This is a genomic window from Variovorax paradoxus (genome assembly GCF_022009635.1).
Lineage (GTDB): Bacteria > Pseudomonadota > Gammaproteobacteria > Burkholderiales > Burkholderiaceae_C > Variovorax.
Window position 1 is genome coordinate 1,803,415 of the sequence record NZ_CP091716.1, and the last position, 11,908, is coordinate 1,815,322.

An 11,908-nucleotide genomic window follows, 5' to 3' on the forward strand; every position below is an offset into this window, starting at 1 on the left:
GGCGGCCTGACCATGGGCCCGCTTCTTGCGGGCCCATTCCTTTTGCTTCACGATGAAAAATAACCCTCACGCTCCCCTTGCTGCGCAAGGTCCGCTGCCCCCCGAGGGGGCCGCTTTTCATCTTGGGGCGGCCCGGCGATGAAAAAAACACTTGCCCGTTGGCTCGACAGCGATGTCGGCTACAGCTTTCGCACATCGCCGGTGGCCATTGCCGCGGCGCTCATCGCGCTGGTCTGCGTGGTCTGCGCGGTGTTCGCCGGCTGGGTGTCGCCGCACAATCCCTTCGACCTTGCAGCCCTCGAACTCGGCGACGCGCGGCTACCGCCCGCCTGGAGTGCCGAAGGCTCGTCCAAGTACCTGCTGGGCACCGACGACCAGGGGCGCGACATTCTCTCGGCCGTCATCTACGGCGCGCGCATCTCTCTGATCGTCGGCCTGGTGTCGGTCGTGCTGTCGGTGGTGGTCGGCGTGGTGTTGGGGCTGCTCGCCGGCTTTTTCGGCGGCTGGCTCGACTCCTTCCTCATGCGCGTATGCGACGTGATGCTGTCGTTCCCGCCCATCCTGGTGGCGCTGCTCATCGCGGGCGTGGGGCGCGCGCTGTTTCCGGGCGCCCATGAGTCGCTCGCCTTCGGCGTGCTGATCGTCTCGATCTCGCTGACCGGCTGGGTGCAGTACGCGCGCACGGTGCGCGGCTCCACGCTGGTGGAGCGAAACAAGGAATACGTGCAGGCCGCGCGCGTGACCGGCGTGGCGCCGATGCGCATCATGCTGCGCCATGTGCTGCCCAACGTGCTGGGACCGGTGACCGTGCTCGCCACGATCCAGGTGGCCACGGCCATCATCACCGAGGCCACGCTGTCGTTCCTGGGCGTCGGCGTGCCGCCGACCTCGCCGTCGCTGGGCACGCTCATCAGCATCGGCAACCAGTACCTGTTCTCGGGCGAATGGTGGATCACGGTGTTTCCGGGCCTGATGCTGGTGCTCATCGCGCTCAGCGTGAACCTGCTCGGCGACTGGCTGCGCGACGCGCTCAACCCGCGCCTGCGCTGAAGACAACAAGGAGAACGCCACCATGACGCTGCTCCAGGTCAAAGACCTCGTCGTCGAGTTTCCGCACCGCCGAGGCACGCTGCGCGCGCTCGACCGGATTTCCTTCGACATCGCGCCGGGAGAAATCCTCGGCGTGGTGGGCGAGTCGGGCGCCGGCAAGTCGCTCACGGGCGCGGCCATCATCGGCCTGCTCGAGTCGCCGGGCCGCGTGGCCGGCGGCGAGATCCGGCTGGAGGGCCAGCGCATCGACAACCTCGGCTTCGATGCGATGCGGCCCATTCGCGGGCGCAAGATCGGCGCGATCTTCCAGGACCCGCTGACCTCGCTGAATCCGCTCTACACCGTGGGTCGGCAGCTGGTCGAGACCATCCGCGCGCACCTGCCGGTGACCGACGCCGAAGCCCGCAAGCGCGCCATCGGCCTGCTGCAGGACACCGGCATTCCCGCCGCCGAGCAGCGCATCGACCACTTCCCGCACCAGTTTTCGGGCGGCATGCGGCAACGCGTGGTGATCGCGCTGGCGCTCGCGGCCGAGCCCAAGCTCATCGTGGCCGACGAGCCGACTACCGCGCTGGACGTGTCGATCCAGGCGCAGATCATTCAGTTGCTCAAGCGCATCTGCAAGGAGCGCGGCGCGGCCGTGATGCTGATCACGCACGACATGGGCGTGATCGCCGAGACCTGCGACCGCGTGGCCGTGATGTATGCCGGGCGCATTGCCGAGATCGGCCCGGTGCACGAAGTGATCCACCAGCCCGCGCACCCCTACACCTCGGGCCTGATGGCCTCGATTCCCGACATGACGAGCGACCGCGAGCGGCTCAACCAGATCGACGGCGCCATGCCACGGCTCAATGCCATCCCGACGGGCTGTGCCTACAACCCGCGCTGCCCGCGCACCTTTGCCCGCTGCCTGACCGAACGCCCCGAGCTGATGAACGCCGGCGCCACCCGCGCCGCCTGCTGGCTGCACGATGCCGCCGATCCGCACACCGGCCAGGCCGAGCTCGCCGCCCGGCACCACGACGCACTGGCGGCCGGCGAACGCGCCATGCCCGAAGCGGCCGAACCCCTGAGCGAGGTGACGCGATGAGCGCCGTGATCGAACCCCGCGGCAACGCACCCGCCGCCGCCGGCGAACCGCTGGTGGTGGCCCACGACCTGGCGCGCACCTTCGACGTCTCGCCGCCCTGGCTCAATCGCGTGCTCGAACGCAAGCCGCGCGTGCTGCTGCATGCGGTGGACGGCGTGAGCTTTTCCATCGAGCGCGGCAAGACGCTGGCGCTGGTGGGCGAGTCGGGCTGCGGCAAGAGCACCGTGGCGCGCCTGCTGGTGGGCCTGTATGCGCCCACGCGGGGCGGGCTGCAGTTCGACGGGCAGGACGCGCATGCCGCGTTCAAGACCTCCGAAGGCCGCAAGCTGCGCCGCCGCATCCAGATGATCTTCCAGGACCCCTACGCGAGCCTGAACCCGCGCTGGATCGTGGAGGACATCATCGGCGAGCCGCTGCGCGAGCACGGCATCATCAGCGACAAGGCCGCGCTGCGCGAACGCGTGGGCGAATTGCTCAAGTCGGTCGGCCTGTCGCCGCTGGACATGAGCAAGTATCCGCACCAGTTCTCCGGCGGCCAGCGCCAGCGCATTTCCATCGCTCGGGCGCTCGCCACGCAGCCCGAATTCCTGGTGTGCGACGAGCCCACCTCGGCGCTCGACGTGAGCGTGCAGGCGCAGGTGCTCAACATCATGAAGGACCTGCAGCGCGAGCAGGGCCTGACCTACCTCTTCATCTCGCACAACCTTGCCGTGGTGCGCCACGTGGCCGACCAGGTCGGCGTGATGTACCTGGGCCGGCTGGTCGAGGTGGCCGACAAGCAGAAGCTGTTTGCCGCGCCGCAGCATCCGTACACCCGCATGCTGCTGGACGCCATCCCGCAGATGAAGCACACCGGCCGCTCGCGCACGCCGGTGCAGGGCGAGGTGCCGAATCCGCTGAATCCGCCCACGGGCTGCGCCTTCCATCCGCGCTGTCCGCATGCGAATGCGCGCTGCTCGGCGGAGCGGCCGAAGCTGCTGGGCATCGCGGGCGTGCAGGTGGCCTGCCATGCGGTCGAGGAGGGCCGCATCTAGCGCGGTTCCTTAATCCGGGTCGGCGCCGCGTGTTCGGCTTCAGGTCTATAACTCCTTGGTGCTTTCGTAAAAATCACACCAAGGAGAACAGCACATGTGGGCCTTGCTCGTGTTGCCCTTCATCGGGCTTCTGTGGCTGCCGTTCTACAACAGCCCCTTGCCGGAGCTGTTCGGCTTTCCGTTCTTCTACTGGTATCAGCTGCTGTGGGTGCCTGTCACGGCGCTGCTGATCTGGATCGTCTACCGCAGCGGGTATGACGCGGGAGACGAATGATGGCCGGCCAGATCAACTGGACCGCGCTGTCGGTCTTCGTCTTCTTCTTCCTCCTGGTCACCGTGATGGGCTTCTGGGCCTCGCGATGGCAGAGCGGCGGCGCCAAGGGCAAGGGCGCCCATCTCGACGAATGGGGCCTGGGCGGGCGCAACTTCGGCACCTGGATCACCTGGTTCCTGGTGGGAGGCGACTTCTACACCGCCTACACCGTCATCGCGGTGCCCGCGCTGGTGTACGCGGTGGGTGCCTACGGCTTCTTCGCGCTGCCGTACACCATCCTCGTCTATCCGATCGTCTTCATCATCATGCCCAGGCTCTGGCATGCGGCGCACAAGGCCGGGCACGTGACGGCGGCCGACGTGGTGTACGGGCGCTACGGCTCGCGGGCGCTGGAACTGGCCATTGCCGTGACCGGGGTGGTCGCGACCATGCCGTACATCGCGCTGCAACTGGTGGGCATGGAAGTGGTCATCAAGGCGCTGGGCCTGACGGGCGAGCTGCCGCTGGCGGCGGCCTTCGTGATCCTGGCGCTCTACACCTACTCGGCGGGGCTGCGCGCGCCGGCGCTCATCGCCTTCGTGAAGGACCTGATGATCTACATCGTCGTGCTGGTGGCGGTGGTGCTGGTGCCCATGAAGCTCGGCGGCTACGGCAGCGTGTTCCACGCGGCCGGCGACGCCTTCGCTGCCAAGGGCGGCGCGACCGGCCTCACGCTCAAGCCGGCGCAATACCTGCCGTATGCCAGCCTGGCGCTGGGCTCGGCGCTCGCGGCCTTCATGTATCCGCACACGCTGACCGGCATCTTCGCGGCCAAGAGCGCCAACACCATCCGCAAGAACGCCGTCTTCCTGCCGGCCTACACGGTGCTGCTGGGCCTGATCGCGCTGCTGGGCTACATGGCCTACGCGGCCCACCTCACGGTGAAGAGCAACAACGACGTCGTGCCGGCGCTCTTCAACGCGCTGTTCCCGTCGTGGTTCGCGGGCTTCGCCTTCGCGGCCATCGCCATCGGCGCGCTGGTGCCGGCGGCCGTGATGTCGATCGGCGCGGCCAACCTGTTCACGCGCAACTTCTGGAAGGCCTATGTGCGGCCCGACGTCACGCCGGCGGGCGAGGCCAGGGTGGCGAAGATCGTGTCGCTGGTGGTCAAGCTGGGGGCGCTGGTGTTCATCCTGTTCCTGCCCACGCAGTTCGCGCTCGACCTGCAGCTGCTGGGCGGCCTGTGGATCCTGCAGACATTCCCGGCGGTGGTGTTCGGCCTGTTCTTCGGCTGGTTCCGCGCGCCGGCGCTCCTGGCCGGCTGGGCCGTGGGGCTGGCGGGCGGTAGCTGGCTGGCGTTCTCCGACGGCATCAAGCCGGTCCACACCTTCGTGATCGGTGGCGACAGCTTCACGCTCTACACGGGGCTCGCGGCGCTGGCGCTGAACATCGTGGTGGCGGTGGTGGTGCAGCTGGTCGTCAAGGGCGCGCCGCTGCGCGAGCAGCCGGCGCTTGCCGGGAGATAGCGGGCACCGCGTTCTGAAAAAAAGTGTGCGCAAAGGCACCGCCTTGCGCGCAAATCTATTGCAGAGTGCCGCCATGCCGATGACGACCACTCTTGCAACTTCCGAACTGGGCCGCCGCGGCTTCCTGATGGGCACCGCCCTCGGCGCGACCGCGGTTCTGGCTTCCCTGGCCTGCAGCATTCAGACCGCCGGTGCGGCCACGCGCCGCATGCCGGTCGTCTTCATCGGCCATGGCTCGCCCATGAACGCCATCACCGACAACGCCTTCACGCGGCGGCTGACGGCATGGGGGCGGGAGTTGCCCCGACCGACGGCCATCCTCAGCGTGTCGGCGCACTGGCTGAGCCGGGGCGCCACGGGTGTCGGCATGCAGGAGCGGCCGAAGACCATCCACGACTTCGGCGGTTTCCCGCAGGCGCTGTTCGACATCGAATACCCGGCACCGGGCCATCCCGCGCTCGCGCGGGAAACCGTCGGCGCGGTGAAACAGGCGCCGGTGATCGGCACCGACCAGTGGGGCCTGGACCACGGCACCTGGACGGTGCTGAAGTACCTGTACCCGAAGGCTGACGTGCCCGTGTTCCAGCTCAGCATCGACTACGACAAGCCGGCCGCCTTCCACTACGCGGTGGGGCGCGACCTGGCGGCCTTGCGCGACAAGGGCGTGTTGGTGATGGGCAGCGGCAACGTGGTGCACAACCTGCGCGCCACCGACCGCGGCACGCCGGACGGCCCGAGCGCCAGCCGCCCGTGGGCGCAGTCCTTCGACGATGCGGTGAAGTCCGCGCTGGCCGGCCGCGACGACCGCGCGCTGGTCGACTACGCGAAGCTGGAGGGCGCCTCCACCGCTGTGGCGACGCCCGACCACTACTACCCCTTCCTCTACGCGCTGGGCGCCGCCGGCGGCGGCGAGCGCGCGAAGACGGTCTACGAGGGGTTCCAGTCGGGCACGCTCAGCATGCGTTGCCTGCAGTTCGGCTGAGCGCGGCCGTAAGCCGGCTTACTGCTCCTCGCCCCAGGCGAAGCCGTCGCGCGCGATCATGGCGCTCGACGCGCTCGGGCCCCAGGTGCCCGCCGCATAGGGGCGCGGGCCGCCGTCGGATTCCCAGCTGTCGATCAGCGGCTCCACCCAGCGCCATGCCTCTTCCTGCTCGTCGCTGCGCACGAACAGGTTGAGCCGGCCGTCGATCACGTCCAGCAGCAGCCGCTCGTAGGCGCCCACGCGCTCGGCGCCGAAGCGCTTGTCGAAGTCCAGGTCGAGCTGCACCGGCGCCAGCTGGGTGGCCGAACTCTGGTTGCCGTTGGTGCGCTGGCGGTTGTCCTGCGCCTGCGCGAGCATGTGCAGCTCCAGCCCGTCCTTGGGCTGCAGGTTGATGACGAACTTGTTCACGTTGCCGGCCGGCGCGCGGTAGATCGCGTGCGGCGTGGGCCTGAAATTGACCTCGATGCGCGCGTCGCGCGAGGCCAGCCGCTTGCCGGTGCGGATGTAGAAGGGCACGCCGGCCCAGCGCCAGTTGGCGATTTCGGTGCGCAGCGCCACGAAGGTCTCGGTGCGGCTGTCGGGGTTCACGCCCGGCTCGTCGCGGTAGCCCTGCACCCGTTCGCCGTAGGCCGTTCCGGCCGTGTACTGGCCGCGCACCGCGTGCAGGCTCAGGCTCTCGGGCGTCCAGGGCTTGAGCGCGCGCAGCACCTTGAGCTTTTCGTCGCGGATGGCGTCTGCGTGCGAGTTGATCGGCGGCTCCATGCCGATGGCGCACAGCAGCTGCAGCGCGTGGTTCTGCACCATGTCGCGCAGCGCGCCGGTCTGGTCGTAGAAGGCGCCGCGCTTTTCCACGCCCAGGTCTTCGGCGATGGTGATCTGGATGTTGGCGATGTGCTCGCGGCGCCAGATGGGCTCGAACAACGCATTGCCGAAGCGCATGGCGAACAGGTTCTGCACCGAAGGCTTGCCCAGGTAGTGGTCGATGCGAAAGACCTGCTTTTCCTCCAGCACCTTGCCCACGGCCGCGTTGATGGCGCGGTTCGAAGCCAGGTCGTGGCCCAGCGGCTTTTCCAGCACGATGCGCGTCTGGGGGCCGTTCATGCCGGCGGCGGCGATCTGCTCGACCACCTGCGTGAAGAGCGCGGGTGCCGTGGCCACGTACATCACCACGGTCTTGGCGTCGCGCTGCTTGAGCAGCTCGGAGAGCCGTGCGTAGTCGTCGGGCTTGGACAGGTCCATGCGCAGGTAATGCAGCATCGACGCGAATTTCTTGAACTCGTCCGGCGAGGGCCGCTTGGCGCCTTCGACCGCGCTGAAGCGCGACTGGATGAGCTCGCGGTACTGGTCGTCGGAGTGATCGTCGCGTGCCACCCCGATGATCCGCCCGTCTTGCGGCAGGCTGCCGTGCCGGAATGCCTGGAACAGCGCTGGCATCAGCTTGCGCCATGCGAGGTCGCCAGTACCGCCGAACAGAACGAGATCGAAGCTCATGAGAAAACTTTCCTTGTGTCTGAGTGCCGAGCAGGCCGATGTGCCAGTCGCGATGGTACTTGTACCGATTCGCGAGACCTGTACTAAAGCTACGCTGCACGATGGCCGCAAGGCCATTTTTTTATGCCGAGGCGGAGATTCCGAATGAAGAACAAGCTTTTTACCGCAGCCGCGCTGCTGGGTCTGTCAGCCGCCGCGTCGGCCCAGACCGTCAATGTCATCTGCTCGGTCCAGGCCGAGTGGTGCAACGTGATTTCCACCGTCTACGCGCGTACCACCGGCGTGCGCATCAACATGGCGCTCAAGGGCTCCGGCGAGGCGCTGGCCCAGCTCATCGCCGAGAAGGACAACCCCAAGACCGACGTCTGGTTCGGCGGCACCGGCGACCCGCACCTGCAGGCGGCCGAGCAGGGTCTCACGCTCGAATACAAGTCGCCCACGCTGTCGCAGCTGCACCCCTGGGCGCAGCAGCAGGCCAAGCAATCGGGCTACAAGACGGTGGGCATCTACTCGGGCCCGCTGGGCTTCGGCTACAACCCCGAGCTGCTGGCCAAGAAGAAGCTGCCGGTGCCCAAGACCTGGGCCGACCTCCTCAAGCCCGAGTACAAGGGCGACATCCAGGTGGCCAACCCCGCCTCCAGCGGCACGGCCTACACCATGATCGCCACGCTCGTGCAGATGATGGGCGAGGACAAGGCCTTCGACTACCTCAAGGCGCTGCACAAGAACGTGGGCCAGTACACCCGCTCGGGCACCGGTCCGATCAAGGCGGTGGCGCGCGGCGAGACCGCGGTTTCCATCAGCTTCGTGCACGACGGCCCGGGCGAGAAGATGCAGGGCTTCCCGGTCGAGACCATCACGCCGAGCGACGGCACCGGCGCCGAGATCGGCTCCATGAGCATCATCAAGGGCGCGCGCAACCTCGACGCCGCCAAGAAGTTCTACGAATGGGCGCTGACGCCAGGGGCGCAGGAGCTGGGAGCCGCCAACAAGCAGTTCCAGCTGCCGAGCAACGTGAACGCCAAGCTCGACCCGCGCATTCCCGACTTCAAGAAGATCAAGTTCATCAACTACGACTACGCCAAGTACGGCGCCAGCGCCGAGCGTCGTCGCCTGATCGCGCGCTGGGAAAAAGACGTCAATTCGCTGCCTCGCTAAGTGGAAGCGCGCGCTATCGAAGGCGCGCCGGTCAATCCGGCGTCCCTGGCCGCCGCCCGGCGTTCGCAGCGCTGGATCTGGGCATGGGTCGCGATGGGCCTGGCGGCCTACCTGCTGCTGCCCTGGTATGCGATCCAGGATTCGACCTGGTACGAGGCCGTTCCACAGGTGTTCAGCCAGGCGGAGGGCGCCAACGGCCTGATGCAGGCGGCCACGCAGGGGCGCGGCTGGCTCTTCATCGGCCTGGCGGGGCTGCTGCTGTGCGCCGTGGGTGCATGGCTGCCGGCCGGCAAGGCGCAGGGCCGCTGGCTGCTGGCCGGCGGGCTGGTCGGCGCGCTCGGACTGGCGGCCACGGGCTTCACCATCGGCGCGCGGGGCTGGAGTTTTGCCGCCTTCAACACGCAGTTCGGCGAGCTGGCGGTCAACCAGTTCGGCATCGGCGCGGGCGGCTTCCTGGCGCTCACCGCGCTCGTGCTGCTGATGGCCTTCGGCATCGCGCGGCTGGGCCTGTTCAAGGGCGACCTGTTCGTGGCTGCCGCGGTCGTCGGCTGCGGCGTGCTGATGGCGCTGTTCATTGCCTACCCGGTGAGCAAGGCGCTGTCGGGCGCGTTCTTCAATGAAGACGGGCAGTGGTCGATCACGGCCTTCGTTGCCCGTGTGTTCACCGAGCGCATCTGGGGCCTGGGCTGCCTGAGCGGTGGCGTGCGCTGCGGCGTGGCCTGGAACACGCTGGTGCTGGCACTGCTCACGGCCGCCGGCACCACCTTCCTGGGCACGCTGATGGCGTTGATGGCCGAGCGCGGCAGCAAGCGCGGGCAGGGCGCGCTGCGGGTGCTGGCGCTGCTGCCGATCATCACGCCACCCTTCGTGGTGGGGCTCGGGCTGATTTTGCTGTTCGGCCGCGCCGGCATCGTCAACCAGGTGCTGGAGAGCGTGTTCGGCATCGAGCCCACGCGCTGGTTCTACGGCATGCCGGGCGTGCTGGTGGCGCAGCTCTTCGCCTTCACGCCCATCGCCTTCATGATCATGCGCGGCGTGGTGCAGGGCATCGCGCCCAGCCTGGAAGAAGCCGCGCAGATGCTGCGCGCCGACCGGCGCCGCACCTTCTTCACCATCACGCTGCCGCTTCTGAAGCCCGGGCTGGCCAACGCCTTCCTGGTGGGCTTCATCGAAAGCATCGCCGACTTCGGCAACCCGGTGGTGGTGGGCGGGCAGTTCTCGGTGCTGTCGACCGACATCTTCTTTGCCATCGTCGGCGCGCAGTACGACCAGGGCCGCGCGGCCTCGCTGGCCTGGGTGCTCACGCTCTTCGCGCTCGGCGTTTTCGCGCTGCAGCGGGGGCTGCTGGGCAAGCAGAACTACACCACCGTCAGCGGCAAGGGCGACGCCGGCATCGCGATGGCGCTGCCCGACGGCGTGCGCCGCACCATCTACTGCATCGCCATGCCGTGGATCGCCTTCACCGCCGTGGTCTACCTGTTCGCCTTCGCGGGCGGTTTCGTGCAGACCTGGGGGCGCGACTACAGCTTCACGCTGAACCACTTCAAGAGCGCCTTCGCGCTGGAGTGGGGCCAGTTCGGGCTGGTGTGGGCGGGCACGGCGTGGAATTCGCTGATCACCACGCTCAAGCTGGCGGGCATCTCGGCGCCGATCACCGCCGCGCTGGGTTTGCTCATTGCATGGCTGCTGGCGCGCAACGAGTTCAAGGGGCAGGGGCTCTTCGAGTTCGGCGCGCTGCTGGCCTTCGCGATTCCGGGCACGGTGCTGGGCGTGAGCTACATCCTGGCCTTCAACGTGCCGCCGTTCGAGCTCACGGGCACCGGGCTCATCATCGTGTTGTGCTTCATGTTCCGGAACCTGCCGGTGGGCGTGCGCGCCGGCACGGCGGCGTTCAAGCAGCTCGACCGCTCGCTCGACGAGGCCTCGCTGATGCTGCGCGCATCGACCTCGCAGACGCTCTTCAAGGTGGTGCTGCCGCTGCTGAAGCCGGCGCTGGTGGCCGCGCTGGTCTACAGCTTCGTGCGCGCCATGACCACGGTGAGCGCGGTGATCTTTCTGGTCACGGCCGAGAACGAACTGGCCACCACCTACATCATCGGCCGCGTCGGCAACGGCGACTACGGCATTGCGCTGGCTTACTGCACGGTGCTCATGATCCTGATGTCGCTGGCCATTGCGCTGGTGCAGTTCGTGGTGGGGGAGCGCAAGCTGGGGCGGCGAGGGGCCACGCCACAACAACACCAAGGGCATCACAAGATGGAGGGCCTGGCATGAACGGCATCGAATTCCGCAATATCACCAAGCGCTACGGCACCGACAAGAACGCGCCGCTGGCCGTCAAGGGCATCAGCTTCGAGGTGCCCGTGGGCACGCTCACCACCATCCTCGGCCCCTCGGGCTGCGGCAAGACGACCACGCTGCGCATGATCGCGGGGCTGGAGTCGCCCACCTCGGGCGCCATCTTCATGGGTGGCCGCGACGTGACCACGCTGGGCCCGGCCGAGCGCAACGTCAGCATGATGTTCCAGAGCTATGCGCTGTTCCCGCACATGAACGTGATCGAGAACGTGGGCTACGGCCTGCGCATGAGCGGCGTGAAGAAAGACGAGGCCACGGCACGGGCGCGCGAGGCGCTGCGCGGCGTGGGCCTGGTCGGCTTCGACGAGCGCCTGCCCAGCGAGCTTTCGGGCGGCCAGCAGCAGCGCGTGGCGCTGGCGCGCGCGCTGGTGCTGGAGCCGGCGGTGCTGCTGTTCGACGAGCCGCTGTCCAACCTCGACGCCCGCCTGCGCCGCGAGATGCGCGAGGAAATCCGCGCGCTGCAGCAGCGGCTGAAGCTCACGGTGGCCTACGTCACGCACGACCAGAGCGAGGCGCTGGCGGTGAGCGACCAGATCATCGTGATGGACCACGGCGTGATCGCCCAGCGCGGCACGCCCGAGCAGCTCTATGGCCGGCCCGAGAGCGAATTCGTCGCCGGCTTCATGGGCGAAGCCTCGGTGTTCCCCGCCACCGCGCAGCCCGACGGCAGCGTGGCGATGGGTCCGCTGCGCCTGCAGCCGCGCCATGCGGTGGCGCCCGGGGCCGTGAAGGTCGCGGTGCGGCCGGAGGCCTGGCGCATCGGCGCCGGTGGCGCGGCGGACGGCCTGCCGGCCACGCTGCGCAAGGCCGCCTACCTGGGCAGCTTCTACGAATACGGCTTCGATACCACCCTGGGGCCGGTCTTCGTGGTGTCGACCGACCTGTCGCGGCCGCTGGCCGCGGGCGCCCAGGCGACGCTTTCCCTCGGAGCCCATGGCGTGAGCGTGGTACCCGGCGCATGAA

At 68.2% G+C, this 11,908-nt stretch carries 10 protein-coding genes; 9 read left to right on the forward strand and 1 reads right to left on the reverse strand.

Translation table 11 applies throughout. The features are described from left to right. The first annotated feature begins 138 nt into the window (after positions 1–138). From L3V85_RS08440 to ygiD, 6 genes are all read left to right on the forward strand, one after another. Entirely contained in the window at positions 139–1,050 is a 912-nt protein-coding gene (locus L3V85_RS08440) for an ABC transporter permease (protein WP_237678867.1), read from the forward strand. A gap of 22 nt (positions 1,051–1,072) precedes the next feature. Beyond that, positions 1,073–2,143 carry an ABC transporter ATP-binding protein gene (locus tag L3V85_RS08445; protein ID WP_237678868.1) on the forward strand — a complete coding sequence of 357 codons (1,071 nt, stop codon included), beginning with the start codon at positions 1,073–1,075 and terminating at the stop codon, positions 2,141–2,143. Further along, on the forward strand, positions 2,140–3,177 hold the full coding sequence (locus L3V85_RS08450) for an ABC transporter ATP-binding protein (protein ID WP_237678869.1): 1,038 nt from the start codon (positions 2,140–2,142) through the stop codon (positions 3,175–3,177). Before L3V85_RS08445 ends, L3V85_RS08450 begins: the two co-directional genes overlap by 4 nt. A gap of 94 nt (positions 3,178–3,271) precedes the next feature. Beyond that, a complete protein-coding gene (locus L3V85_RS08455) occupies positions 3,272–3,451 on the forward strand; it encodes a DUF3311 domain-containing protein (RefSeq protein ID WP_237678870.1) in 180 nt (59 codons plus the stop codon). Next, positions 3,451–4,956, forward strand: coding sequence for a monocarboxylate uptake permease MctP (gene mctP / locus L3V85_RS08460; protein WP_237678871.1), 1,506 nt, complete (start codon positions 3,451–3,453; stop codon positions 4,954–4,956). Before L3V85_RS08455 ends, mctP begins: the two co-directional genes overlap by 1 nt. 73 nt (positions 4,957–5,029) lie before the next feature. After that, the gene (gene ygiD, locus L3V85_RS08465) at positions 5,030–5,938 is read left to right on the forward strand and encodes a 4,5-DOPA dioxygenase extradiol (RefSeq protein ID WP_237678872.1); all 909 of its coding nucleotides are present in this window, start codon (positions 5,030–5,032) and stop codon (positions 5,936–5,938) included. Positions 5,939–5,956: 18 nt separating this feature from the next. Here ygiD and zwf read toward each other — a convergent pair whose 3' ends face one another. Next, positions 5,957–7,429, reverse strand: coding sequence for a glucose-6-phosphate dehydrogenase (zwf, locus tag L3V85_RS08470; RefSeq protein ID WP_237678873.1), 1,473 nt, complete (start codon positions 7,427–7,429; stop codon positions 5,957–5,959). A 144-nt stretch (positions 7,430–7,573) separates the two neighbouring features. On the opposite strand from zwf, the gene L3V85_RS08475 reads away from it, so the two are divergent. From L3V85_RS08475 to L3V85_RS08485, 3 genes are all read left to right on the forward strand, one after another. Then, complete coding sequence (locus tag L3V85_RS08475; protein ID WP_237678874.1) at positions 7,574–8,587, forward strand: ABC transporter substrate-binding protein; 1,014 nt, start codon at positions 7,574–7,576, stop codon at positions 8,585–8,587. 93 nt (positions 8,588–8,680) lie between these two features. Further along, positions 8,681–10,861: an ABC transporter permease gene (locus L3V85_RS08480; protein ID WP_414080226.1), complete on the forward strand. Its 2,181-nt coding sequence runs from the start codon at positions 8,681–8,683 to the stop codon at positions 10,859–10,861. After that, positions 10,858–11,907 carry an ABC transporter ATP-binding protein gene (locus L3V85_RS08485; RefSeq protein ID WP_237678876.1) on the forward strand — a complete coding sequence of 350 codons (1,050 nt, stop codon included), beginning with the start codon at positions 10,858–10,860 and terminating at the stop codon, positions 11,905–11,907. The genes L3V85_RS08480 and L3V85_RS08485 overlap by 4 nt, the downstream gene beginning before the upstream one ends. Position 11,908 lies beyond the last annotated feature (1 nt).

What these genes read in the sequence shown, in the direction of transcription:
- L3V85_RS08455 (WP_237678870.1), top strand. Translation starts at nt 3,272, where the DNA reads ATGTGGGCCTTGCTCGTGTTGCCCTTCATCGGGCTTCTGTGGCTGCCG.
- mctP (WP_237678871.1), top strand. Translation starts at nt 3,451, where the DNA reads ATGGCCGGCCAGATCAACTGGACCGCGCTGTCGGTCTTCGTCTTCTTC.
- L3V85_RS08445 (WP_237678868.1), top strand. Translation starts at nt 1,073, where the DNA reads ATGACGCTGCTCCAGGTCAAAGACCTCGTCGTCGAGTTTCCGCACCGC.
- L3V85_RS08450 (WP_237678869.1), top strand. Translation starts at nt 2,140, where the DNA reads ATGAGCGCCGTGATCGAACCCCGCGGCAACGCACCCGCCGCCGCCGGC.
- ygiD (WP_237678872.1), top strand. Translation starts at nt 5,030, where the DNA reads ATGCCGATGACGACCACTCTTGCAACTTCCGAACTGGGCCGCCGCGGC.
- L3V85_RS08440 (WP_237678867.1), top strand. Translation starts at nt 139, where the DNA reads ATGAAAAAAACACTTGCCCGTTGGCTCGACAGCGATGTCGGCTACAGC.
- L3V85_RS08475 (WP_237678874.1), top strand. Translation starts at nt 7,574, where the DNA reads ATGAAGAACAAGCTTTTTACCGCAGCCGCGCTGCTGGGTCTGTCAGCC.
- L3V85_RS08480 (WP_414080226.1), top strand. Translation starts at nt 8,681, where the DNA reads ATGGGCCTGGCGGCCTACCTGCTGCTGCCCTGGTATGCGATCCAGGAT.
- L3V85_RS08485 (WP_237678876.1), top strand. Translation starts at nt 10,858, where the DNA reads ATGAACGGCATCGAATTCCGCAATATCACCAAGCGCTACGGCACCGAC.
- zwf (WP_237678873.1), bottom strand. Translation starts at nt 7,429, where the DNA reads ATGAGCTTCGATCTCGTTCTGTTCGGCGGTACTGGCGACCTCGCATGG.